Source organism: Aeromonas sp. s1(2024) (genome assembly GCF_040908005.1).
Taxonomy (GTDB): Bacteria; Pseudomonadota; Gammaproteobacteria; order Enterobacterales; family Aeromonadaceae; genus Aeromonas; species Aeromonas caviae.
Genome location: NZ_JBFOCW010000083.1, coordinates 154,859 through 178,509 on the forward strand (window position 1 = coordinate 154,859; position 23,651 = coordinate 178,509).

The 23,651-nt window shown below is 62.3% G+C and carries 21 protein-coding genes; 7 read left to right on the top strand and 14 right to left on the bottom strand.

The features are described 5' to 3' along the window. Nucleotides 1–915, top strand: a complete 915-nt coding sequence (locus AB5Y70_RS20135; RefSeq protein WP_050485207.1) for a 1-aminocyclopropane-1-carboxylate deaminase/D-cysteine desulfhydrase — start codon at nt 1–3, stop codon at nt 913–915. Here the strand turns inward: AB5Y70_RS20135 and AB5Y70_RS20140 are convergent. Next, a complete protein-coding gene (locus AB5Y70_RS20140) occupies nt 912–2,831 on the bottom strand; it encodes an EAL domain-containing protein (RefSeq protein WP_043154407.1) in 1,920 nt (639 codons plus the stop codon). The two genes, AB5Y70_RS20135 and AB5Y70_RS20140, sit on opposite strands and share 4 nt — an antisense overlap. 513 nt (nt 2,832–3,344) lie before the next feature. Here AB5Y70_RS20140 and AB5Y70_RS20145 point away from each other — a divergent pair. Together AB5Y70_RS20145 and AB5Y70_RS20150 are read left to right on the top strand one after the other, a co-directional pair. Next, a complete protein-coding gene (locus AB5Y70_RS20145; protein WP_161469766.1) occupies nt 3,345–4,880 on the top strand; it encodes an EAL domain-containing protein in 1,536 nt (511 codons plus the stop codon). Nucleotides 4,881–5,031: 151 nt separating this feature from the next. Continuing rightward, a complete protein-coding gene (locus AB5Y70_RS20150) occupies nt 5,032–6,129 on the top strand; it encodes a calcium:proton antiporter (protein ID WP_010672612.1) in 1,098 nt (365 codons plus the stop codon). Nucleotides 6,130–6,323: 194 nt separating this feature from the next. Here AB5Y70_RS20150 and hutH read toward each other — a convergent pair whose 3' ends face one another. The 10 genes from hutH to ftsY all read right to left on the bottom strand — a co-directional run bounded on the left by hutH (nt 6,324) and on the right by ftsY (nt 18,217). After that, a complete protein-coding gene (gene hutH, locus AB5Y70_RS20155) occupies nt 6,324–7,856 on the bottom strand; it encodes a histidine ammonia-lyase (RefSeq protein ID WP_010672611.1) in 1,533 nt (510 codons plus the stop codon). Nucleotide 7,857: 1 nt separating this feature from the next. Next, nucleotides 7,858–9,561 carry a urocanate hydratase gene (hutU, locus tag AB5Y70_RS20160; protein WP_104455120.1) on the bottom strand — a complete coding sequence of 568 codons (1,704 nt, stop codon included), beginning with the start codon at nt 9,559–9,561 and terminating at the stop codon, nt 7,858–7,860. A 45-nt stretch (nt 9,562–9,606) separates the two neighbouring features. Next, nucleotides 9,607–10,545 carry a formimidoylglutamase gene (gene hutG / locus AB5Y70_RS20165; protein ID WP_128296309.1) on the bottom strand — a complete coding sequence of 313 codons (939 nt, stop codon included), beginning with the start codon at nt 10,543–10,545 and terminating at the stop codon, nt 9,607–9,609. Then, complete coding sequence (hutI, locus tag AB5Y70_RS20170; protein WP_161469764.1) at nt 10,538–11,773, bottom strand: imidazolonepropionase; 1,236 nt, start codon at nt 11,771–11,773, stop codon at nt 10,538–10,540. The genes hutG and hutI overlap by 8 nt, the downstream gene beginning before the upstream one ends. Before the next feature lie 156 nt (nt 11,774–11,929). Beyond that, nucleotides 11,930–12,634, bottom strand: a complete 705-nt coding sequence (gene hutC / locus AB5Y70_RS20175; RefSeq protein ID WP_041212197.1) for a histidine utilization repressor — start codon at nt 12,632–12,634, stop codon at nt 11,930–11,932. A 10-nt stretch (nt 12,635–12,644) separates the two neighbouring features. Continuing rightward, nucleotides 12,645–13,304: a carbonate dehydratase gene (can, locus tag AB5Y70_RS20180; protein ID WP_010672606.1), complete on the bottom strand. Its 660-nt coding sequence runs from the start codon at nt 13,302–13,304 to the stop codon at nt 12,645–12,647. A gap of 127 nt (nt 13,305–13,431) precedes the next feature. After that, nucleotides 13,432–14,286, bottom strand: coding sequence for an RNA polymerase sigma factor RpoH (gene rpoH / locus AB5Y70_RS20185; protein WP_029313526.1), 855 nt, complete (start codon nt 14,284–14,286; stop codon nt 13,432–13,434). A gap of 452 nt (nt 14,287–14,738) precedes the next feature. Beyond that, nucleotides 14,739–15,692, bottom strand: coding sequence for a permease-like cell division protein FtsX (ftsX, locus tag AB5Y70_RS20190; RefSeq protein WP_161469762.1), 954 nt, complete (start codon nt 15,690–15,692; stop codon nt 14,739–14,741). Beyond that, complete coding sequence (gene ftsE, locus AB5Y70_RS20195; RefSeq protein WP_010672603.1) at nt 15,692–16,360, bottom strand: cell division ATP-binding protein FtsE; 669 nt, start codon at nt 16,358–16,360, stop codon at nt 15,692–15,694. Before ftsE ends, ftsX begins: the two co-directional genes overlap by 1 nt. A gap of 222 nt (nt 16,361–16,582) precedes the next feature. Further along, complete coding sequence (ftsY, locus tag AB5Y70_RS20200; protein WP_368176118.1) at nt 16,583–18,217, bottom strand: signal recognition particle-docking protein FtsY; 1,635 nt, start codon at nt 18,215–18,217, stop codon at nt 16,583–16,585. Nucleotides 18,218–18,327: 110 nt separating this feature from the next. Here ftsY and rsmD point away from each other — a divergent pair, with 110 nt between their 5' ends. Further along, nucleotides 18,328–18,957 (top strand): 16S rRNA (guanine(966)-N(2))-methyltransferase RsmD, encoded by a 630-nt coding sequence (gene rsmD / locus AB5Y70_RS20205; RefSeq protein WP_043154418.1) that lies wholly within the window; start codon nt 18,328–18,330, stop codon nt 18,955–18,957. 108 nt (nt 18,958–19,065) lie between these two features. After that, complete coding sequence (locus tag AB5Y70_RS20210; protein ID WP_010672600.1) at nt 19,066–19,380, top strand: DUF1145 domain-containing protein; 315 nt, start codon at nt 19,066–19,068, stop codon at nt 19,378–19,380. 33 nt (nt 19,381–19,413) lie between these two features. Here the strand turns inward: AB5Y70_RS20210 and AB5Y70_RS20215 are convergent, their stop codons facing one another. Next, nucleotides 19,414–19,779 carry a YijD family membrane protein gene (locus tag AB5Y70_RS20215; protein ID WP_041212194.1) on the bottom strand — a complete coding sequence of 122 codons (366 nt, stop codon included), beginning with the start codon at nt 19,777–19,779 and terminating at the stop codon, nt 19,414–19,416. A 19-nt stretch (nt 19,780–19,798) separates the two neighbouring features. Next, a complete protein-coding gene (gene fabR / locus AB5Y70_RS20220) occupies nt 19,799–20,419 on the bottom strand; it encodes an HTH-type transcriptional repressor FabR (protein ID WP_010672598.1) in 621 nt (206 codons plus the stop codon). Between the two features lie 149 nt (nt 20,420–20,568). Here fabR and AB5Y70_RS20225 point away from each other — a divergent pair, with 149 nt between their 5' ends. Beyond that, nucleotides 20,569–21,687: a fatty acid desaturase gene (locus AB5Y70_RS20225; RefSeq protein WP_043154420.1), complete on the top strand. Its 1,119-nt coding sequence runs from the start codon at nt 20,569–20,571 to the stop codon at nt 21,685–21,687. 468 nt (nt 21,688–22,155) lie between these two features. Here AB5Y70_RS20225 and AB5Y70_RS20230 read toward each other — a convergent pair whose 3' ends face one another. Further along, entirely contained in the window at nt 22,156–23,409 is a 1,254-nt protein-coding gene (locus tag AB5Y70_RS20230) for a phosphatidylserine/phosphatidylglycerophosphate/cardiolipin synthase family protein (protein ID WP_049637319.1), read from the bottom strand. 75 nt (nt 23,410–23,484) lie between these two features. Between AB5Y70_RS20230 and AB5Y70_RS20235 the strand changes: the two genes are divergently transcribed. Beyond that, on the top strand, nt 23,485–23,646 hold the full coding sequence (locus AB5Y70_RS20235) for a hypothetical protein (RefSeq protein WP_181824839.1): 162 nt from the start codon (nt 23,485–23,487) through the stop codon (nt 23,644–23,646). Nucleotides 23,647–23,651 lie beyond the last annotated feature (5 nt).

The window sequence follows — 23,651 nt, forward strand, 5'->3', positions numbered from 1 at the left end:
ATGGCCCCCCTTCAGCTCCCCTCCCCCCTGCACCGGATCCGGCATCCTCTGCTGGCAGCCCATGACGTCACGCTCTGGTGCAAGCGGGACGATCTAATCCACCCGACCCTCTCCGGCAACAAGTGGCGAAAGCTCAAATACCATCTGCAACAGGCACAGATGCTGGGCAAGGGCCACATCCTCTCCTTTGGCGGCGCCTACTCCAATAACATCCACGCCCTGGCCGCAGCAGGACTCAGACTGGGACTGCGCACCACGGGCATCATACGCGGTGAAGGGGATACCGTCAGCAATCCCACCCTGAAAGCGGCCAAAGGCTGGGGCATGGATCTCGTTTTTGTCGACCGCCAGGACTATCGCCGGCGCCAGGATCCCGAATGGCTTGCCCGGTTCGAGGATGACGACACCCTGCTGGTACCGGAAGGAGGCAGCAGCCCGCTGGCCATCCCCGGGGTGGCCGAGCTGGTCGACGAGGTGCCCTTCTCGCCGGATCTCTGGGTGCTGCCCTGCGCCAGCGGCGGTACCCTGGCGGGACTCATCGCGGGCAAGCGGGCGCAGGAGCAGATCCTGGCCATCGCGGTGCTCAAGGGGGCCGACTTCATCACCGGCGAGGTATGCCGGTTGCATCCGGCGGCGGCCACCACCCCGGGCTGGCGCATCGCGCTGGATCACCACGACGGCGGCTATGCCAGGTTCAGTCCGGCACTCTGGCAATGGGTGCAGGCATTCAGTGCCGAAACCGGCTTGCCGCTGGAACCCATCTACAGTGGCAAGGCGATGTGGGGGCTGTTTCGCGAACTGGCGGCAGGCCGCATTGCGCGCGGCAGCAAGATCATCTTCATCCACACCGGTGGCTTGCAGGGGCTGGCGGGCCTGCAGGAGCAGGGCCGCCTGTCACCCCGGCCGGGGCGCTAGTCAGGCAGGTTGAGGGGCTCGGGGTCGGCAAACCAGGGACCTTGACCGGCATGCACGCCCAGGTGTCGCAACATCTTCCACTCGTCGCCACTCTCCACCCCCACCGCGATGACCCGGGTCTGGGTATTGGCACAGCCCCCCACCAGACTGCGTACCGCCATCTGGTTGACCTGGCGCAGGTGGATCTCCCGCACCAGGCTGGGGTGCAGCTTGAGGAAGTGGATCTCGAACTCCTTGATGTACTGGGTGCTCACCACGTCCTGGCCCGCATGATCGATGGCCAGCCTGCACCCCAGCATGCGCATCGCCCGAAGCGGCCGCTTGAGGGCTTCGTAGTGGCGGGTCACCTGGGACTCCGACAACTGCAGGATCAACCCCTCGTTGGTACTGCGCGGCAACTGGAACAGCTCGAAGAAGAGCTCGCGCTGGAACTCGCGGGTGAGCAGGTTCTGGGCGCACAGAGAGAGGCTGATGGGGCAGCTCGATGCCGGTCGCTGGCGCAGCAGTCGCAAGGCTCGGGCCACCACCAGCCTGTCCAGCGGCAGCAGCAGACCGGCCTTCTCCGCCATGGGCATGAAGACCCCCGCCTGCAGCTCCCGGCCCTGCTCGTCGTGAAGGCGGATGAGCAGCTCCTGCTGCAACACCACCTGATCCCGCTCCTGCTGCACAGGCTGGACGTAGAAGTCGATGCCCTGCTCCTCGATGCGACGGCTGATCAGGGTGCGCCAGCGCACCGTTCCCTTGCTGCTCGCCTCCTCGTTGAGGGATTTCTCGAACAGGAACCAGCCGCTGTGTCCTTGCAGGCGCGCGCTCTTGAGCGCCAGCTCCGCCTCTTCCTGCACCTTGAGCAGGGAATCCTGTGCCTGATAGCAGACCGCACCGAGATAGACGGCGGTGTCGGCATTGACCGCTTCGGGCCAGTGCAGTCGTTGCAGACTCTTGAGCAACTGGCTGGCGCCGTCGACCATCTCGCTCTCAGACATGTTCGGCAGCAGCACGGCAAAGACCTGACCGGCATAGCGCGCCTGCAGGGCTCCGCTGTGCTTGCGCACGAAGGCGCCGATGGTGGCGCTCGCCTCCATCAGGAGTTCCTGGCTCGGGCGCCCGCTCAGCTCGGGATCCAGCTCCTCCAGACCGGCCAGCTCGATCAGCAGCACACCGCCGCTGATCACGCTTGCTTCCATGATGGCGCTCTCCAGCCGGTTGTCGAAGAAGAGGCGGTTGCCGATGCCCGTTGTCTTGTCAACGAAGGCGTTGCTGCGGATGAAGTTGTCAAAGCGGCTGCGCTCCTTGCGGGCGTCGGCCAGCTCGGTCAGCAGATGGGTGAGGGCCTGACTGGCCGAAACAGGCCACTCTTCGGCAGGGTCATGGGCCAGCTTGGTCAGCTTGCCATCCAGGATCAGCTGGGCACGCTCCGCCAGCAGCTCGGCACCGCGCAACTGCAGACGCAGCCAGCGGATGGAGTACCAGAGCCCGAACACCACGATGAAGATACCCAGAGAGATGCCGAACATCGCCTTCATGGAGTACTCGAACTCCTTGAACGGCCTGTCCAGCTTGAAGTCGGCCCGCATCCCGGCCTGATTGGGGATCGCCTCGCTGTAGGCGATCAGCAGGCTCTCGTCCGTCTGCTGCTGCACATCGCGAAACCAGTAGACCCGCTGCTTGTCCTGACGGATCTCCAGCTCCACCACATGGGAGGCCCGCAACAGGGAGGGCAGCCAGCGGGCAAGGGCTTGCTGGTCATCGGTCACCCCCAGTTGCTTGTCGATGATCTCCACCAGGGAGTCGACACGGTTCTGCTGCAGCTCCATTCCCATCTGGCGAAAACTGAAGACCCCGCCGAGCATCACCATGGCCATGGCCGAGATCACGCACAGCGTAATAAAAGAGACGAGTTGAGTGGTCAGTTTCATGTGCCTTTCCGTAGCCGACAGCATCCATAGGGCATCATGGTATCAGCCCAGACCAAACGCCGCCTATGGATGAAGATCCCGCTTCTGCAAATAAGCGGGCGGATGCGTCATGCGGCGCCGTTGTGCGGGCCGCAAAAGAGGCATCAAGGGAGAGAACGAGGGGACACAGGCTGAGGAGCGGACAGAAAAATGGTCCCACAGCGGGGACCAAAAGAAACACTCATATCAAAACTAACACTCTGTGCTACTGACAAAAATAGATACAGGAGTATTGAACACACGGTGAGTCAAACCGCACCGCTACTTTAGCCACTTCAGATAAGCTGGACAATTGTCATTTATGACAGGTCAGCGATTGAATCTTGTTCAGGTGTGTAGCCATATCCTTTATTTATCAATTAATTATCGTTTTTGTTCCAAGTGTGACCAACTTGGCTCAAATCGATGCAGCTAATGCTATGATGCTTGAGTCTCAATCGGGTTGTTTCATTTCAGGGAAGAAGGGGGCCCACCATGTCTGCACGATCTCCGTTATGGATTCCTCTGGGCCTCTTCTGTTTGCCCCCGCTGCTGATGCTGTTGCTCACCCCCCTGTTGAGCGACAAGCTGGCTCACCACCTGCTGCAGACAAAGGAAAGGGCTCTGCTCGACTACCTGCAGGAGCGCAACCAGCTCCTGGATCACGATGTCCCCGCTCAACTCGCCCACTTTGCCTTCGATTGCGGCCCCACAGACATGGCGCTGTTGCGCTCACCCCAGTATTACAACCGCCATATTCGCCTGGCCGGCCTGCAGCTTGCCAACGGGAGCGGCTGCTCCACCCTGGGCCCCGCCCTGCCCCAGCTTGCCGACGCCGGCATACCGGCCTCCCCCGACTTTCATATATCCAGCACGGCCCCCATGTTCGATACCGAACGCGAAACCCTGGTCTATGCGAGACGCAACGGCAATCTGGCCTATTGGGTGCTCGACAGCAGCTGGAGCCATGAGCTGCTCCGCACCCCCTGCAACGACTGTTTCTATCTGGAGTTCAACCACAAGCACCCGACCCAGTCCGGGCTCTTTTTCCCCCGTGGCAACAAGCACATTCGAGAAGAGGCACACCCGATACGGCTGCTCAGTTTCGACCCCCAGCATCAGGTGGAGCAGACCCTCTGGGCTGGCGAGGCACTGAAACGCTACGCACGCTCACAGATACACCGCGATGGCCTCTGGTCGGCCGGGGCGCTGGGGGCGCTGCTGGCGGCCCTCTACTGGGGCCTTAGAAACTACCGGCGCTCCCTCAAAGGATTGCTGCAAAGAGGGCTGGCTCGGCGGGAGTTCATCCCCTTCTATCAGCCCATAGTGGACAGCAGAAACCGAAGGGTGGTGGGATTCGAGGCCTTGCTGCGCTGGCAGCGAGGACGGGATCTGGTGTCGCCAGGCACCTTCATCGCCTATGCGGAGGAGCAGGGGCTGATCCTGCCGATGACGGATCAACTGCTGGAGCGCATCCTGGCGGATCTCCCCGTCCTGGCCCCGCACCAGTGGGTCAGCGTCAATCTGGTGGCGGGCCATATCGAGCAGCCTCGTCTGCGCACCCAGTTGCAGCGCCATGGCTGGCCCTCGCCGGCCCGCCTCACCTTCGAACTCACCGAGCGGGATCCCATCAAGCACATCAAGGGGGCCATGGCGGAGATCGCAGCCCTGCAGGAGAGGGGCTATCACTTCAAGCTGGATGACTTCGGCACCGGCTATGGCGGCTTTGCCTACCTGCAACGGCTCGGCATTCGCCAGATCAAGATCGACAAGATGTTCGTGGATACCATAGGCACGGACGACCTCAAGCGCAGCGTGCTGGATGCCACCATCGCTTTCGGCCTCAAATCGGGCATGGAGATGATCGCCGAAGGGGTCGAAACCCAGGAGCAGGTGGATTATCTGCATCGCCACGGAGTCCACCTGATCCAGGGCTACGTCTATGCCAAGCCCATGCCCCTGAGCAAACTGAAGATCTGGCTGATGGCATGGCAAGAGGGCGAGACAACCAGCCCCTCCGACCCGCACTGAGGCGGTATCTGCCCCGCCTCTCACCCTCTGCAACAAAATGATGCTCCGCATGAGGAGCATCTCCCCTTATCATGGGTCTGTGCACCTTGGGTGCACCAAGTCGCTCCATACCCCGTCGGCCGAGGCCGCCCCGAGATGAGAACCACTGCCTATGAAGTCTTTTATCCGACAAGAGATTGCTCTGCCTGCCGGTCTGCTGACCCTGCTCTTCTTCAAAACCCTGGGGAGCGACCTGCTGGCAGAGACAACCCCCCTTGCGGTCTACCTGCCGGTGTCGCTGGCCCTGCTTGCCATCGTGACCTGGGCCATCTTCTCCGTCGTGCGTCACTCTGACGCCCTCGCCATCAAGCTCGGGGAACCCTTCGGTACCTTGATCCTGACCCTCTCGGTCATCTCCCTGGAAGTGGTGATGATCTCCTCCGTCATGCTGACCGGCGATCCCAATCCCACCATGGCCCGTGACACCATGTTCGCGGTGGTGATGCTGGTCACCAACGGTCTGGTGGGCTTCACCTTGCTGTTTGGCGGCTGGCGCTATCACACCCAGAACTTCAACCTGGACGGGGTCAAATCCTATCTGGTGGCCATCATTCCCCTGGCTCTGCTCTGTCTGGTCCTGCCGAACTTCACCCAGGGCGGCACTCTGGGCAGCCTCTCCAAGGCCATGTCATGGATGCTGATCATCATCTCCATCCTGCTCTATGGTGTCTTCCTGCTGATCCAGACCCGCAGCCACAGCCACTTCTTCGTCGACAGCGATCACGAGGATCTCGAGGATCACCACGGCCCGCTGCAGAGCAACGTCTATCACACCCTCTTGCTGCTCGCCTACCTGGTGGTGGTGATCCTGCTGGCCAAGACCCTGGCCATCCCCATCAACTACGGGGTGCACGTGATGGAAGCCCCGATGGCACTGGGTGGCTTCATCGTCGCCTGTATCGTACTGGCCCCCGAAGCGGTCGGCGCCATCAAGGCGGCCTTCAACAACCAGTTGCAGCGGGCCATGAATCTCTACTTCGGCTCCGTACTGGCCACCATCGCCCTCACGGTACCCTCCGTGCTCTTCATCGGCTCCCTGATGGGGCAGGAAGTGCGCCTGGGCCTCTCCCCTGCCGACATGGTGCTGCTCATCACCACCCTCATGGTCTGTAAAGTGACCTTCAGCAGCGGCCGCACCCACGCCCTGCACGGCGCCACCCATCTTGTGCTGTTTGTCGTTTACCTGTTCCTGATGTTTGAACACGGATAAGGCTGCCAGCACTCACCCCAGTGCTGTTCGTGGTTTATCTGTTCCGGATGTTTGAACACGGATAAGGCCGCCACCACCTGCCTGCTGCCGCTCTGCGCAGCGCGCTTCCGATGGCCCCGACGCGAGGCGCGGGAGACGGAAATGAAAAGACCGCCCCATGGGCGGTCTTATTTATGGTTTGCTCAGGCTCCAATTCAGAGGCTGGGCAGGGTCCCGGCCGGGATCAGGTCGTTGTAGCTGGCACGGCCCAGCAGGGCGGCGGCCGCCTCGATGTCCGGTGCAAAGTACCTGTCCTTGTCATAGAAGCTGACCTCTTCCCGCAGACGGCCCTTGGCCAGCTCGATGAGCTCGGTGGAGCGCAGGGGAGCGCGGAAGTCGAGCCCCTGGGCCGCTGCCAGCAGTTCCACCGCCAGGATGCCACGGGTGTTCTCGGCCATGTCCGCCAGCCGGCGACCGGCGAAGGTGGCCATGGAGACGTGGTCCTCCTGGTTGGCCGAGGTGGGCAGGCTGTCCACCGAGGCCGGGTGGGCCAGGGTCTTGTTCTCGGAGGCCAGGGCCGCCGAAGTGACCTGGGCGATCATGAAACCGGAGTTCACCCCGCCGTTGTTCACCAGGAAGGCCGGCAGGCCGGACATGCGCGAGTCGATGAGCAGCGCCATGCGCCGCTCGGACAGCGACCCGATCTCGGCGATGGCCAGGGCCAGGTTGTCGGCGGCAAAGGCCACGGGTTCTGCGTGGAAGTTGCCGCCGGAGATGATCTCCTCATCCTCGGCAAACACCAGGGGGTTGTCGGAGACCGCGTTCGCCTCGCACACCAGCACCTCGGCGGCCTGACGGATCTGGGTCAGGCAGGCACCCATCACCTGGGGCTGGCAGCGCAGGGAGTAAGGATCCTGCACCTTCTCGCAGTTGTGGTGGGACATGCCGATCTCGCTGCCGTCCACCAGCAAGTGGCGGTAGCAGGCGGCCGCATCGATCTGGCCGCGCTGACCGCGCACCTCGTGGATGCGGGCATCGAACGGCCGGCGGCTGCCCAGCGCCGCTTCAACGCTCATGGCCCCTATAGTGATGGCGCCGGCGTAGAGATCCTCGGCATGGAACAGCCCTTCCAGCGCGAAGGCGGTGCTCGCCTGGGTGCCGTTGAGCAGGGCCAGCCCCTCTTTCGGCGCCAGGGCGATGGGCTCCAGCCCGGCAATCTTCAGGGCAGTGGCGGCGTCGATCAGCTCGCCCTTGTGACGGGCCTTGCCTTCACCGATCAGCAGGCAGCTCATGTGGGCCAGGGGCGCCAGATCGCCGGAAGCGCCGACGGAGCCCTTCTTCGGCACCACGGGGTAGACCTCGGCGTTGATGAGGGTCATCAGGGCCTCGAGCACCGTCAGCCGGATGCCGGAGAAGCCACGGGCGAGCGAGTTGACCTTGAGCACCATCATCAACCGCACGGTGGCATCATCCATGTACTCGCCAATCCCTGCCGCATGGGAGAGCACGATGGAACGCTGCAGCTCGTCCAGCTGCTCCACCGGGATCCGGGTATTGGCCAGCAGGCCAAAGCCGGTGTTGATGCCATAGACCACCCGGTTTTGCTCGATCACCTTGGTGACCACGGCGGCGGAGGCGTGGATCCCCGCCAGGGCAGCCGGATCCAGGCTGACGTGTACCGGCTCACGGCTGACACGGCGCAGGGTGGCGAGGCAGAGTTTGCCCGGTTGCAGATTGAGTTCGAACATCTTATTTCACCCCTTTGCCGGTGGCGTCGATCATCGGCAGATCCAGTTTCGCCTCATGGGCACAGTTGATGGCAATCTCGTAGCCGGCGTCGGCGTGACGCATCACCCCGGTGGCCGGGTCGTTGCGCAGCACGCGGCCGACCCGCTTGGCGGCATCGTCGGTGCCGTCACAGACGATCACCACGCCGGAGTGCTGGGAGAAGCCCATGCCCACACCGCCACCGTGGTGCAGGGAAACCCAGGTCGCGCCGCCGGCGGTGTTGAGCAGGGCGTTGAGCAGCGGCCAGTCAGAAACGGCGTCGGAACCATCCATCATGGATTCGGTCTCGCGGTTCGGGCTCGCCACCGAGCCGGAGTCAAGGTGGTCACGGCCGATGACGACCGGAGCCTTCAGCTCGCCATTCTTCACCATCTCATTGAAGGCCAGGCCCAGGCGCACCCGATCCTTGACGCCAACCCAGCAGATCCGCGCCGGCAGGCCCTGGAAGGCGATGCGCTCGCGGGCCATGTCGAGCCAGTTGTGCAGGTGGGGATCGTCCGGGATCAGCTCTTTTACCTTCTGGTCGGTCTTGTAGATGTCTTCCGGATCACCGGAGAGGGCCACCCAGCGGAACGGGCCAATGCCCTCGCAGAACAGCGGGCGGATGTAGGCCGGCACGAAGCCCGGGAAGTCGAAGGCATTCTTGACCCCCTCTTCCAGCGCCATCTGGCGGATGTTGTTGCCATAATCGAGCGTGGCGGCGCCGCGGGATTGCAGGGTCAGCATGGCTTCGACCTGACGGGCCATGGAGCGGCGAGCCGCCACGTTGACCTCGTCCGGTGCGCTCTTTTGCAGATCGCGCCATTGGGCCACGCTCCAGCCCTGGGGCAGGTAGCCGTGTACCGGGTCATGGGCGGAGGTCTGGTCGGTCACCACGTCCGGCGTGATGCCGCGAGCCACCAGCTCGGCGAAGACGTCGGCGGCGTTGCCGAGCAGGCCGACGGAGACGGCGGTACCGCTGCGTTTGGCCTCCTCGACCATGGCCAGCGCCTCATCCAGGCTGTGGGCCTTCTTGTCGACGTAGCGGGTACGCAGACGAAAATCGATACGGGTCTCGTCGCACTCCACGGCGATCATGGAGAAACCGGCCATGGTGGCGGCAAGGGGCTGGGCACCGCCCATGCCACCCAGGCCCCCGGTCAGGATCCAGCGGCCTTTGGGCTCGCCGTTGAAGTGCTGGTTCGCCACCGCGAAGAAGGTCTCGTAGGTGCCCTGCACGATGCCCTGGGTGCCGATGTAGATCCAGGAGCCAGCGGTCATCTGGCCGTACATCATCAAACCCTTTTTATCGAGCTCGTTGAAGTGCTCCCAGTTGGCCCAGTGGGGCACCAGGTTGGAGTTGGCGATGAGCACCCGCGGCGCATCCTTGTGGGTCTGGAACACCCCGACCGGCTTGCCGGATTGCACCAGCAGGGTCTGATCGTCCTCGAGCCGGGTCAGTACCTCGACGATCTTGTCATAGCAGGCCCAGTTTCGGGCGGCGCGGCCGATGCCGCCGTACACCACCAGGGACTGGGGATGCTCGGCAACATCCGGATCCAGGTTGTTCATCAGCATCCGCAGTGGCGCTTCGGTGAGCCAGCTCTTGGCGGTCAGCTGGGTGCCGTGGGGAGCACGGATCACGCGGCTCGGATCGTGGCGGGGATCCTGGTGTTGTACAGACATAGACACTCCTTGTTTAGCGATGCAGTCAGGCGGCGCGGTGCGCCACTACTTGGTCAACTGGTGAACCAGGCGCGCAGCCACGCGGGCACTGCGGTTGTCCTGATCCAGGTTCGGGTTGTACTCGGCCAGATCGGCGAGCCTGAGCTTGCCGCTGGCCCGGATATGGGCGATAAGCGGTTCGATGACCGCCAGCTCCACGCCGCGAGCGGCGGGAGCGCTCACTCCCGGCATCACCGCCGCCGGCAGCACGTCGAGATCGATGGTGAGATAGAGGTGGTCGCAACGGGCGATGAAGGCATCCAGCCCGCTGAGCAAGGCTGGCAGCTCGGTCGGCGTCATCGCTTCGTCCAGCACGTGCCAGACTCCCAGCGCCTCGGCGCGGGCAAAGAGCGCCGCGGTATTGGCGGTTTCAGCCACCCCGAGACAGGCATAGTGAAAGGGGGTGCCCTGGGCAGCGCACTGCTCGGCAATCTGGAAGAAGGGGGTGCCCGAGCTCGCCTGCTCCTGTTTCATGCGTAGATCGAAGTGGGCGTCGAAATTGATGATCCCGACCCGCCCTTCGCCGCCAAGATGACGGTTCAGGCCGCTCCAGCTGCCGAACGCCACCTCATGGCCGCCTCCCAGCACCAGAGGGAAGTGTCCCTGATCCAGCGCACTCGCGACCCGTTCGGCCAAGCGCCCGTGGGCGGCATCGAGATCGCCGTCCTCACAGGCCAGATCCCCGCCGTCATAGACGGGGGCGCCCAGATGCCAGGCCGTGTTGGCCAGCAGCTTGCGCACCGCCAGCGGTGCACCGGCCGCACCGACCCGCCCCTTGTTGCGGCGCACCCCTTCGTCACAGGCAAAGCCGAGCAGCACCACGCCGGGTTCGCGATTCCCCTGCCAGGGTTGCACCCTATCGTGCCAGCGCAGGGCCAGCTCGCCGTCTTCGGGATCCTGACGCCCCTGCCAGACCGACATGTCGATCCCGTTGAACTTATCCATGAAGGGTTTCCTCCCCGTTGACCACACGGCTCACCAGCTGATCGACACCGATGAAGTAGCTGAGCTCGGCCGGATGGCCGCAGTTCCAGACAAGGAAATCCGCCAGCATGCCGACCTTGAGCTGCCCCAGCCGTTCCTGCTCGCCAAGCGCCCTGGCGGCGTGGCGGGTCACCCCGGCCATGGCCTCCACCGGGGTCAGGCCGAACAGGGTGCAGGCCATGTTCATGGCCATGCGCAGGGAGACGATGGGGGCCGTGCCCGGGTTGATGTCGGAGGAGACAGCCATGGGTACCCCCGCCTTGCGCAAAGCGGCGACCGGGGGCAGCTTGGTCTCCTTGAGGAAATAGAAAGCGGTGGGCAGCAGGGTGGCGACCACGCCACGGTGGGCCAGCGCCTGGATCCCGTCCTGATCCAGATATTCCAGATGATCCACCGAGAGGGCGCCGAAGTGGGCGGCAAGCGTGCTGCCCCCCAGGTTGGAGAGCTGATCCATGTGCCCTTTCACCGCGAGGTTGTACTGATCCGCCGCCAGATAGACCTGCTCGGTCTGGGCAAGGGAGAAGCCGATGTGCTCGCAGAAGACATCCACCGCATCCGCGAGACCTGCCTCGGCCGCTGCCGGGATGATCTCCTGGCAGATGGTCTCGACCCAGGAGTCGGGATCGTCGCGATACTCCGGCGGCACCGCATGGGCCGCCAGCAGCGTGGTCTTGACCCGGATGGGCTGCGTCTCTCCCAGACGACGGGCCACCCGCAACATCTTGAGCTCGTCTTCCAGGGTGAGGCCGTAGCCGGACTTGATTTCGACTGTGGTGACCCCTTCCCGGATCAGGGACTTGATCCGCGGCAACGCCAGCTCATAGAGCCGCTCCTCGCTGGCTGCCCGGGTGGCGCGCACCGTGCTGATGATACCGCCCCCCTTGCGGGCAATCTCCGCATAGGGGACTCCCTTCTGGCGAAGTTCGAACTCTTCGGCGCGGCTGCCAGCGAAGATGAGGTGGGTGTGACAATCGATAAGACCGGGGGTGACCAGCTTCCCCTTCATGTCCTGCCAGGAGGCGGCATAGGGGCCCTTGAGATCCTGCATGGGGACCAGAGCGTGGATCTTGCCATCCTGCACGCCAAGGGCATGGGGCTCCAGCAGGCCGTAGTCCGCCAGATCGGGGCGCAGGGTGGCGGGTGTCACGTTGAGCCAGACCCGCTCGCAGTTCAACAGTTCCTTGTTCATACCGACCTCTAAATGTATATACAATAATTTATAGCCGATCTCTGAAAAGAAAGGAAGGATCAAGTTCACATCTTGATAACAGCGGCTTTATTAGAGTGTAAGCACAAAAAAGCCCACCGAGAGGTGGGCTTTTAAATGCTTAATTTGTATATACAATTATGCGAGACGCGTCTTGGAGCTCAGCTTGTAGCGGGAACCCGGCGACAACAATCTGGCATAGGAGACCAGACAGCCGTCTGACCAGGTGCGCCGGTGCAGCAGCAGGCAGGGGGTGTCGACCCTCACTTGCAGCAGTCCGGCTTCACCAGCACTCGGCAACACGGCTTCTACCACGTGCTCCATCTCGGAGAGGGGGCAGATCTCCATCAGATAGCTGTTTGGCGTCTGCTGGGTGAAATCCTGCTCGCCATAACCGGGCAGTCGCTCGGCATCGACGAAGCGCTCCTCCAGTTGCAGCGGCTCCCCATCGGCCTGATGGACGATGAGGCTGTGAAAGGTGGGCGCCCCGACCCGCAGGCCCAGACGTACCGCTACTTTCTCGTCGGCGGCCTGACGTTGCAGCCGGATCACCCGCGCGCTGTACTCGCTGCCCCGCTCGGCGATCTCGTCTGCAATATTGCGAATCGCCAGGAGCGGCGACTCGGTACGCCTGTCGGCCACGAAACTGCCGGATCCGGCGGTGCGCACCAGCCAGCCTTCGGCCACCAGCTCACGCAGCGCCTTGTTCACCGTCATGCGGCTCACGGCAAACTGCTCGCACAGGGCGGCCTCGGTCGGGATCCGGTCGCCCGCCTGATAGTGGCGTTCGCGGATCCCGTCCAGGATGTGCTGCTTTATCTGAAGGTAGAGCGCAGGAGCCACCGGATGGCCCTCAGCGGCGACGGTGGGGCGGACGCATGTCCGGCCAGGCGCGATAGACGTCCGGGATCTGGTCAGGGCCGCTGATGCAGAGATCGAGATCATGCAGCAGGCCATCCTTGATGCCGTAGATCCAGCCGTGCACCGCCAGCTCCTGCCCCTTGCGCCAGGCATTCTGGATGATGGTGGTGTGGCAGACGTTGGCGACCTGCTCGGCCACGTTCAGCTCGCACAGGTAGTCGAAGCGCTCGTGCTCATCCTCGATGGCTTCGAGCTGTTCGCCGTATTTGAAGTAGACGTCCTTGATGTTTCGCAGCCAGTTGTCGATGAGACCCAGCTCCTGGTTCTGCATCGCAGCCTTGACGCCACCGCAGCCATAGTGGCCGCAGACGATGATGTGCTTCACCTTGAGCACCTCCACCGCGTATTGCAGCACCGAGAGGCAGTTGAAGTCGGTGTGCACCACCAGGTTGGCGACGTTGCGGTGGACAAAGACGTCCCCCGGCAAGAGCCCCATCAGCTGGTTGGCTGGAACCCGGCTGTCGGAACAGCCGATCCAGAGGTACTCGGGTGCCTGCTGGGCGGACAGGGTAGCGAAGAAATTGGGATCCTCGGCCTTGATCCGTTCCGCCCACTCGCGGTTGTTGGTAAACAAGTCGTTCAACAGTTTCACTTCTGCTCTCCCTACTGTGGCAGTGGCGGCAACATACCATACACAAGGGTAACCAAGGCAAGGCCGACCAGATCCCCGCAAAACAAAAACAGGGCCATCAGGCCCTGCTTCTTACCGGAGGAGGCCGTCAGGCATCCATGGCATCTTTCAGCTTCTTGAGCGCGTTTTTCTCAAGCTGGCGCACCCGCTCGGCCGAGACGCCGTAAGTATCGGCCAGCTCCTGCAGGGTGGTCTTGCTCTCGTCATCGAGCCAGCGGGCACGAATGATGTGCTGGCTGCGCTCGTCCAGGGTCGCCATGGCCGCACTCAGACGACGGGTGGCATGGCTGTCCCAGTTGTCGTTCTCGATGTTCGCGGCGAGATCGGAAGATTTGTCTTCCAGATAGTGCACCGGCGCGAAGCCACCCTCGTCTTCATCGTCACCGACCAGATCGAAAGCCTGATCGTAATTGCTCATGCGCGCTTCCATCTCGGTGACGTCGGCAGCGGATACCCCGAGGTCGGCAGCCACGGCCTGCACTTCTTCGTGGTTCAGCCAGCCCAGACGCTTCTTGGACTTGCGCAGGTTGAAGAACAGCTTGCGCTGGGCCTTGGTGGTCGCCACCTTGACCATGCGCCAGTTGCGCAACACATATTCGTGGATTTCGGCCTTGATCCAGTGCACGGCGAAGGAGACCAGACGCACGCCCACGCTCGGGTCGAAGCGTTTGACGGCTTTCATCAGGCCGATGTTGCCTTCCTGCACCAGATCGGCCTGAGGCAGGCCATAGCCGGAGTAGCTCTTGGCCACGTGAACGACAAAACGCAGGTGCGACATAACGAGCTGGCGTGCAGCTTCGAGATCGCCATCCTGCTGCAGACGCATCGCCAGTTCGCGCTCTTCCTCTGCGCTCAGCACAGGAATCGAGTTGACGGCCTGGATATAGCCTTCCAGACTACCTTGCGGAATCAGAGCCATAGTGCGTTGCAATGAAGTTCCCATGTTCTACCTCTTACTTTTCAATCGAATCAGTCTAACACCCTGAGAAGACGTGTCTACTGACCAGGTATCATTCTGCGTGCTGCATCATACATCACCCCAGCATGAACCCGGCCTATCTTAGGCTGACGGCATGAATCATAAATGAACAGTCAAAAAAAAGGGGTCACAGTAAAGGACCCCTGAAAAGTAGCATGCTAAGTCCATTGTTGCGGAGCTCGCAACCTTCACATGCTTGCCAAGTCAGACGAGCAAGGCATAGGGGCCATACCCGTATTCATTCTGTTGCAGTCAATAGACCATTGATAAATCAAAAGGTTCAGAGGATCCACATATGATCCTCGGCGCAGACACCATTCAGATTACTCTGAGAAAGTGGCCCGTGCCAGAAACGGGCCACTCTTTTACTTGATCCAGTTCGCAAAATCCAGCGCTTTAAAATGCTGATAAATCAATCAGGACGGTTCTATGTCGCGAATGTGCCTGTGCACCGAGAACCAGGAGGCGATCAACCCCAGCAGGGCGCCCAGCAGTATGAGATTGAAGCCGTCGAACGCCCCCATCCCCACCAGACGAAAGTTGCTGTTGTAGAGCCCCGCCAGCTCCTTCACCACCCCCTCGCTCCAGATCACCATCACCTCGGTCAGCCACCAGGCCAGCATGCCGCCGATGACCCCGAACCAGATGCCCGTATAGAGGAAGGGACGGTGGATGAAGGCATCGGTCGCGCCCACCAGCTTGAGTACTTCAATCTCGGAACGCTGGTTCAGGATATTCAGGCGCAGGGTGTTGCCCACGATCAGCAACACGGCGGAGAGCAGCAACACCGCGATACCTGTAATGGTGTGGCGCAGCAGCTTCATGATCCCCTGCAACCGGGTCAACCACTGCAGATCCAGCTTGCCCTGCTCGATACCGGGCTCGTTCTCCAGCTTGGCGAGCAGCTCGGCGGCCCCTTCCGGATTCTGCCACCGAGGATCCGGGATCACGCTCAGCACCGGCGGCAGCGGGTTGCTGTCCAGATAATCCAGGGCATCACCGAAACCGGAGATCTCCCGAAATTCCCTGAGCGCCTCGTCACGGTTCATATAAGTGACGGACTCCACCTCCGGATAGAGCAGAATCCGCTGCTTCATGTCCAGGATGCTCTGCTCCGGCAGATCCTTGCGCAGATAGAGGGAGATCTGGGAGCTGGTCTGCCAGCTCCCCTCTACCACTTCGGCATTCTTCAGCAATACGTGGAAACAGGAAGGCAGCGCCAGACTCACGCCAAGCACCGCCAGGGTCATCAGGGAGGCGAGCGGGTTGCGCCACAGCTCACCCAGGCTGGCAAAGGCCTGACGCACATGATCCACCCCATACATCATCAAACGACGCAACGGCGGCTGTTTATGACGAACAATAGCCATCAGCGATCCTCCCCGGACGAATACATGCGACCCGCCTTGAGGGTCAGGGTGCGGTAGCGCATCCGGGCGATCAGCCCCAGATCGTGAGTGGCAATCAGCACGGAGACGCCGAAGCGGTTGAACTCCTCGAACAGGCGCATGATGTCCATGGAAAGCTGGGGATCCAGATTGCCGGTCGGCTCATCAGCCAGCAGCAGGGGCGGCTTGTTGACGATGGCGCGGGCGATGCCGACCCGCTGCTGCTCACCGCCGGAGAGCATGCGCGGCTGGTAGCGCTCCTTGCCGAGCAGCCCGACCTTATCCAGCGCCGCCGCCACCCGCTTGTTGATGTCCCCATGGCTGTAGCCATCGATCACCAGGGGCAGGGCGACGTTGTCGAACACGGTACGATCCATCAACAGACGGTGATCCTGGAAGATCATGCCGATCTGGCGGCGCACGTAGGGGATCTGACTGCGCTGGATGTGGCTGACGTCATCACCGTGGAAGAAGACGCGGCCGTCGGTCGGTCGTTCCATCACGCTGATGAGCTTGAGGAGGGTACTCTTGCCCGCCCCCGAATGGCCGGTCAGGAAGGCCATCTCCCCCTTGCGCAGGTGAAAACTGACCTTTTGCAGCGCTTGATGACCGCCACTGTAGACCTTGCTGACCTTGTCAAAACGAATCATAACGGTTCCCTGAGATTGACAAACCCCGACCGGGATAAAGCATGGGGCGCTCACTCGCCCGTACCGGCACAACACCTGGATGACAACACCGGTCACAACCATGCCGCGTGTCATCCTTGCCCGGATGAGCCATGCCTGCGCCCTCATAGTGACATACCCCGACCGGAGTCGGGGTATGGAACACGTGCTTGTCACGGCCGGGCCGACTCATGTCAGCCGGATTTATTCTTCGCGGCTGAAGAGCGCCTCGATAAAATCGTTGGCGACGAACGGGCGCAGATCGTCGATCCCCTCGCCCACCCCGATGTAGCGGATCGGGATCTGGAACTTGTCGGCCACCGCGAAGATGACACCACCCTTGGCAGTGCCGTCCAGCTTGGTGAGGGTGATGCCGGTCAGGCCCACCGCCTCGCTGAACAGCTTGGCCTGGCTCAATGCGTTCTGGCCGGTGCCTGCGTCCAGGGTAAGCATGATCTCGTGGGGCGCCGCATCGTCCAGCTTCTTCATCACCCGCACCACCTTCTTGAGCTCCTCCATCAGGTTGCTCTTGTTCTGCAGGCGGCCGGCGGTATCGGCGATCAGCACGTCAGCCCCGCGGGAGCGGGCAGCCTCGATGGCGTCATAGATGACGGAGGCGGAGTCGGCACCGGTGTGCTGGGCAATCACCGGAATGTTGTTGCGCTGACCCCACACCTGCAGCTGCTCGACCGCAGCGGCACGGAAGGTATCGCCAGCGGCCAGCATTACGCTCTTGCCCTCGGCCTGGAACTGTTTGGCCAGCTTGCCGATGGTGGTGGTCTTGCCGACGCCGTTCACACCGACCATCAGGATGACGTAAGGCTTCTTGCTGGTGTCGATCACCAGGGGCTGCTCGACCTTGGCCAGCATCTCGCCCATGTCCTGTTTGAGCAGACCGTAGAGCGCCTCGGCATCCTTGAGCTGCTTGCGGTCCGCGTGCTGTACCAGCCCCTCGATGATGCGGGTGGTGGTGTCGACGCCAAGATCGGCGGTCAGCAGCTGAGTCTCCAGCTCTTCGAACAGATCGTCATCGATCTTCTTGCCGCTGAACAGGCCGAAGAAACCGGAACCGATATTCTCCCTGGTACGCACCAGGCTGCGCTTGAGGCGGGCAAAGAAGCCCTCCCGCTGCGGCTTCTCCTGAGTGTCGTCGTCCACCTTGGCGGCCAGTGGCAGAGCGGCCAGAGCGGCGGCCTCAGCCTCCATCGCGGCGACCAGACGCAAATCTTCCGCACGCTGGGCCTCTTTGGCGACACGAGCTTCCTCGGCAGCCTGAGCTTCGGCGGCAACACGGGCCTCTTCTGCAGCGCGAGCTTCGGCGGCAACACGAGCCTCTTCCGCGGTGCGGGCTTCGGCGGCAACACGGGCTTCTTCTGCGGCGCGAGCTTCGGCGGCAATACGGGCCTCTTCCGCAGCGCGGGCTTCGGCGGCAACACGAGCTTCTTCTGCTGCACAAGCCTCGGCGGCAATACGGGCTTCTTCTGCGGCACGGGCTTCGGCAGCGATGCAATCCTCTTCCGCAGCGCGGGCTTCGGCGGCGACAATGGCTTCGTCTGCGACTTGGGCTTCGGTGGCGATCAAGGCCTCATTGACGATGACGGGCTCAAGCTCGCCCTCCGGCTCTTCCACAACCAGGGGGCCTTCGTCAGGGCCGCTCAGCGGCGCTTCGGGCTTGGCGGCGGGGGCATCAGCCGGGGCAACATCGGCGACAGGCGCGGGAACAGCGGCGGCCTCCGACTCGACTACCGCCGGGGTAGCGTCGGGCGCCTGCGATGGAACGGCCTCAGCCTCTTCTTTCTTGCGGCCGAAACCCAGCCAGGAAAACAAACCTTTTGCCATCTAAAAATACTCACATCAAAGGCTGACTGCTAAGATAGCCGTCCCTCGGCGGGTCGGCATAAAAATGAACCGCCTTATACTATCACTTTATTTTCTGACGACGAAACGCGATGCCCAGAGTGAAATCCAGCCGTAACAGCCCGAGCAAGAGCCCGGCCCCCCAGGGGCGAGCGGGCGTGGTACGAATCATCAGCGGCCAATGGAAGGGGCGCAAACTCCCCGTCAGGGATGTGGAAGGGCTCAGACCCACCACGGATCGCGTCAAGGAGACCATCTTCAACTGGCTGGCTCCCCACGTGCGCGGTACCCGCTGCCTGGATCTGTTCGCCGGCAGCGGCGGGCTGGGGCTGGAAGCCTTGTCCCGCTATGCCGAACAGGTCACCCTGATCGAGATGGACAGAGGCGCCGCCGACCAGCTCAAGAAGAACCTGACGACCCTGGGCAGCAGCCAGGGGCAGGTGATCCAGGCCGATGCCGTGAGCTGGCTGCAAGGCACGGCCACGCCGTTCGATCTGGTCTTTCTGGACCCACCGTTTCGTCGCGAGCTGCTGCCCCAGGTGTGCGAGCTGCTCGAGCAACGCGGCTGGCTGGCATCCGATGCCCTCATCTATCTGGAGCGGGAAAAAGAGATGGCCGATCTGACGCTGCCCGCCAGCTGGAAACTACTCAAGGACAAGCAGGCGGGTCAGGTCTGCTATCAGCTCTATCTGCGGGACACCAAGCATGACGCTGCTGTTTAAAGGGGAGATGGGCACAGTCCCCTTCTCCGTCAATTTGGACAACGGCTCAAGGACAAGCAGGTCGATCACATCAGGCCTGCTATCAACTCTATGTACGGGAGGTAAACGATGAAGCGGGTGTTTAATCTGTTGGCGATGGGGGTGCTGCTGTTCTTCTGGTTCGGTGTGGCACTCGCCCTGCTGGGCACCCTGCCGGGCAAACTGAACGGCTTTCTGCCGGTGTGCGGCGTCATCGTGATATTGATGCACTGGGTACAGGCCAGCATGATCAAGGCGGCATGCAAACCCTACTTCGCGGTCACTCGTCTCGAATTCACCCAGGTGCTGATCTTCGGGGTGTTCGGCATGATGGATATCCGCACCAAGCTGCAGGCCATCATAGACGCCAGGAAGAAGGGAGAGACTCCCCCCAGGGCCGACTAGGCCACCCCCGGCCCGACCAGAAGGAGTGATTCGTCACTCCTTCTGCGTTTTTCCGAGGCTGATTCCCAGCTTGATGGAGAGAGCGGCGAGCAGCAGCAGCATGGCAATGAGGGAGAAGAAGTTGCTGCCAAGCTCGGGGTACTGCACCTTGACCAGGGCAGAATGGCCGAACACGCCGATAAAGAAGCAGAGCAGGATGCAACTGGGTGTGTTGCCCACCATGGGCTCATGGCGATAGTGCTGATAGAGCTGGCTGGCCGCCAGCAACAGGGCGATGAGGGGGTAGAAGGAGAAGGGGACGACCGACTCCATCAAGGCCGACAGGAAGGCATCGCCACAGATACCGATCAGCAGGGCCAGCACCAGGGGCTTCTTCGGAATCGCGTTCGGTTCATGCATGAGGCTGTCCATCCTTGCGTTATGTGAGAGATTCGTGGCGCTTGCGGTTCTGCACCTCGGCGCCCATGGCGATCATCCGCAACTGGCTGATGGTGCGCTCCGACAGTGCCTTGCACTCTTCCGGAGTCATGTCGAGGGCGTCTGCACCAGCGCTGAAGACAATGGTCACCATGGCCTCGGCCTGGATATAGGCCTCTTCCCGTGGCGCCTGCGTGGTGGCTTCCAGATAATCGGTCAGCTCGGCGATGAAGTGCTGGATCTCCCGGGCCACCGCCTGACGGAACGCAGCCGAGGTGCCGGAGCGCTCGCGCAGCAGCAGCCGGAAGATGTTCGGGTTGTTTTCGACGAATTCCATGAAGGTCTGCACCGAGGTGCTGATGACGCTGCCACCACCGGCAATGCGCTGGCGCGCCTGGCGCATCAGTTGGCGCAGGGTCAGCCCTCCCTCGTCCACCAGCGTCAGCCCCAGCTCTTCCATGTCCCGAAAGTGGCGATAGAAGGAGGTCGGCGCTATGCCCGCCTCTCTGGCCACTTCCCGCAGGCTGAGGTTGGAGAAACTGCGGTTGGCGCAGAGTTGACTGAACGCCGCCTCGATCAGCGTACGCCGGGTTTTTTCTTTTTGTTGCGCGCGAATACCCACGAAAACAGTCACCTTGAGATTAGCGAGGCCAGATGATAACCCGAAGGCGGGGCCGGGATCAGGTTTGTCTCCGACTTTTTTACCATTGACCCGCATTCCGGCTCAATGGAGAATAGTGAACAGCTGTTCGCTGAAAGGAGCCGAGTGAAATGGACCGCCCCCCGATCATCATGACCAACACCCTGTTGTTCGCCCTCTCCGGGCTGACGGCACTGATAGCGGTCCCCTGGTATGGACTGAGCCAGGGCTACGACCTCTGGCAGTGGCTCTGCTTCCTGCTGCTGTTCTGCTATTGCGGCATCTCCATCACCGCCGGCTACCACAGGCTCTGGTCCCACAAGTCCTACAAGGCGCACCCGGCCCTGCAATGGATCTTCGCCATCGGAGGCGCGCTAGCCCTGCAGAACTCGGCGCTGCACTGGTCCTCGGATCATCGCCGCCACCACCGCCACGTGGATGACAACCAGAAGGATCCCTACAGTGCGGGTCGCGGCTTCTGGTACTCCCACATCGGCTGGATGCTGCGGGAATACCAGCGCGATACCTACCACGACTACAGCAATGTGCGCGACCTGCAAAACAACCCCGTGGTCGCCTTCCAGCACAGGCACTATCTCGCCCTGGCCCTGGTCACCAACATCGGCATTCCGCTGCTGCTCGGCCTCTTGCACGGGGATCTGCTCGGCATGATGTTGCTGGCCGGGGTGCTGCGCATGGTGATGACTCATCACACCACCTTCTTCATCAACTCCCTGGCCCACATCTGGGGCAGCCAACCGTTCACGGATCGCAACAGCGCCCGGGACAACGGCATCCTGGCCTTCTTCACCTTTGGCGAGGGCTATCACAACTTCCATCACCTGTTCGAGAACGACTACCGCAACGGCATTCAGTGGTGGCAGTTCGACCCCACCAAGTGGCTGATCCGCACAGCCGCCTGGTGCGGGCTCGCCAAAGACCTGAGATCCTGCCCGGAGGAACGCATCGAACAGGCCAGGCTGGAGATGCAGCTCAAGCGCGCCCAGGCCAGAGTGCACAAGCAGGATGACAGGGAACGCTGGCAGGCACTGCTGCAGGAGGAGTACGACAAGCTGAGCCTGCAGATCCAGCACTACTATGCCAGCCGCAAGTCACTGCTGGAGCAGCGCAAGCGCACAGCCCTCGCACGCTACGACAGGCTCAGGCTGCAACTGGAGTACCGCACGTTGCGAGACGGTTTCCTCGTTGCCAAGCGCAACTGGAGTCGTCTGCTGGCGGGCCTCGCCTGATCGCCGAGACATCACGCAAAAGACCGCCAGCAGGCGGTCTTTTGATTGGGCAAACGGACGGCGGGCATAAAAAAATGGGGCAACATTCGCATGTCACCCCCTCGCAAATAGCATGTTCCATATTGGGCTCCCGCAACCACGGGGGTCTGTCTGGCATCACGGGTTTCCGCTCCCGATCCGCCTCGCCTGCCGGAGCAATCCGGTTGGCCCATTTCCCCTGTTGCCGTCACCCACACGGCAGACCAGCCGCCGTGTTTGTCCTTGCACTCGAGATACTACGCAGTTAAATAAAATAAAAAACCGTTCTACACGCACCTCTATGCAGTCGAGGAGCCTGGATTGTTACGGCGCCCTTAATATAAATCGATTAAAAACAATACGATGCAATCCAGTCCCGTTTTTGGATGGCAAACGTTATCCTCGAAGGCGCACAAGGCTTTGCGAGATCTCGCACAAGGCGGATCCCACTCACAACCAACGATGCAAAGGTAACCAATCGCTCAATTGCGCCAGCAGGCGCCGCCATGCAGAGGGGGACGCCGCCACCGGGTGCACGGCCTGCTGCAACCAGCCATCGATGAGTTGCTGCAACTCGTCGCACAACCTCGGGCTATGGAGATGCAGCATCAACTCGGTGTTGAGCATCAGGGAGCGGGGATCCAGGTTGAAACTGCCGAGCAGCGCCTCCTCCTTCCCCATCAGGATCAGCTTGGCATGCAGACTGAACGCCTCCGTCGTCAGCTCGAACAGGTTGACCCCCTGACGCTCGAGCCAGGGGCGGTGACGTCGATAGGCGCCATAGACCAGGGGCACGTCCGTGCTGGCCAGGGAGTTGGTCAGGATCTCGATGTCGACCCCCTGCCGTCGCTGCCCCTTGAGCCGGCGACGCAGCCCCCGTGTCAGGATCAGGTAAGGGCTCACCAACCTCAGGGTCCCCTGATTGCTCGCCAGCATGCGTCCCAGCAGGGGCGCCGTGGTCGGCCGGGCGACCAGCCCCTTGCCGGGGCGATCGAACCAGCACTGCCCTCGCCCTGGATGCCAGCAAAGGGGAACGGGGCACTCATCAAACAGAGTGGCCGGCAGATCATAGGCGGCCGCCATGGCGGGGTCGGTCAGGGTCAGCAGGAAATCGTTCAGGGCCCGGGTTTCGGCTGGCAGCAAGGGGCGTCTCAACAGGCGACGGACCGGGTGGCTCCAGCGACTGTGCCAGAACAGCGCGAACCCCTGCTCGGCCTGCTGACAGAGGGGGCCGCGGCAGACCAGATCCAGGTCGATGAAGTGAGGCGGCATCCCCAGCCCGAAGTAACGATCACCAATATTGCGCCCGCCGATCACCGCCTGGCTGCCATCCACCAGCAGCAGCTTGTTGTGCATCCGGTGATTGATGCGGCGAAAGCTCAGCACCCCTTCCAGCAGCAAGGTAAGGGGACGCCAGCCCCGCAGCCAGAAGGGGTTGAACAGGCGCACCTCGATGCCCGGTTCCGCCGCCACCGCCTCCAGAAAGCGGTTCTCCCCGCCGTAGAGATCGTCGATGAGCAGTTGCACCACCACTCCGCGCCGGGCCGCCCTCACCAGCTCCGCCAGCAGCAGCTTACCGCTGCCGTCCTCTTCCCAGCTGTAATACTGGGCGAGGATCCGGTGGCGAGCCTGGCGGATCAACTGGCATCGGGCCTTCAGGGCGGCGCCGGGATCGGCGAGCAAGGCAAAGTCGGCGGGGATCAAGGGTCATCTCCCTGTCATCTGGTGGTGGCATAACCCAGACAACCGCCCCGATAGCCCAGTGTCAAGGAGCCGATGATGGAACTGCGCGACCACCCCTCCCTCAGTCAGAGACCTCATGCCAGCCAACCGGATCCCACCCCGGCCAGGCTGTTGATGCCCTGGTACCAGCAGCACCGGGATCTGGGCTGGGAGCCCTTTGCGCAGCATCACGAGGATCTCCTCCCCGGCCAGCATTGACAGGC

Coding starts and splice junctions, on each gene's coding strand:
- AB5Y70_RS20135 (WP_050485207.1), top strand. CDS start 1: ATGGCCCCCCTTCAGCTCCCCTCCCCCCTGCACCGGATCCGGCATCCT.
- AB5Y70_RS20140 (WP_043154407.1), bottom strand. CDS start 2,831: ATGAAACTGACCACTCAACTCGTCTCTTTTATTACGCTGTGCGTGATC.
- AB5Y70_RS20145 (WP_161469766.1), top strand. CDS start 3,345: ATGTCTGCACGATCTCCGTTATGGATTCCTCTGGGCCTCTTCTGTTTG.
- AB5Y70_RS20150 (WP_010672612.1), top strand. CDS start 5,032: ATGAAGTCTTTTATCCGACAAGAGATTGCTCTGCCTGCCGGTCTGCTG.
- hutH (WP_010672611.1), bottom strand. CDS start 7,856: ATGTTCGAACTCAATCTGCAACCGGGCAAACTCTGCCTCGCCACCCTG.
- hutU (WP_104455120.1), bottom strand. CDS start 9,561: ATGTCTGTACAACACCAGGATCCCCGCCACGATCCGAGCCGCGTGATC.
- hutG (WP_128296309.1), bottom strand. CDS start 10,545: ATGGATAAGTTCAACGGGATCGACATGTCGGTCTGGCAGGGGCGTCAG.
- hutI (WP_161469764.1), bottom strand. CDS start 11,773: ATGAACAAGGAACTGTTGAACTGCGAGCGGGTCTGGCTCAACGTGACA.
- rpoH (WP_029313526.1), bottom strand. CDS start 14,286: ATGGGAACTTCATTGCAACGCACTATGGCTCTGATTCCGCAAGGTAGT.
- ftsX (WP_161469762.1), bottom strand. CDS start 15,692: ATGGCTATTGTTCGTCATAAACAGCCGCCGTTGCGTCGTTTGATGATG.
- ftsE (WP_010672603.1), bottom strand. CDS start 16,360: ATGATTCGTTTTGACAAGGTCAGCAAGGTCTACAGTGGCGGTCATCAA.
- ftsY (WP_368176118.1), bottom strand. CDS start 18,217: ATGGCAAAAGGTTTGTTTTCCTGGCTGGGTTTCGGCCGCAAGAAAGAA.
- rsmD (WP_043154418.1), top strand. CDS start 18,328: ATGCCCAGAGTGAAATCCAGCCGTAACAGCCCGAGCAAGAGCCCGGCC.
- AB5Y70_RS20210 (WP_010672600.1), top strand. CDS start 19,066: ATGAAGCGGGTGTTTAATCTGTTGGCGATGGGGGTGCTGCTGTTCTTC.
- AB5Y70_RS20215 (WP_041212194.1), bottom strand. CDS start 19,779: ATGCATGAACCGAACGCGATTCCGAAGAAGCCCCTGGTGCTGGCCCTG.
- AB5Y70_RS20225 (WP_043154420.1), top strand. CDS start 20,569: ATGGACCGCCCCCCGATCATCATGACCAACACCCTGTTGTTCGCCCTC.
- AB5Y70_RS20235 (WP_181824839.1), top strand. CDS start 23,485: ATGGAACTGCGCGACCACCCCTCCCTCAGTCAGAGACCTCATGCCAGC.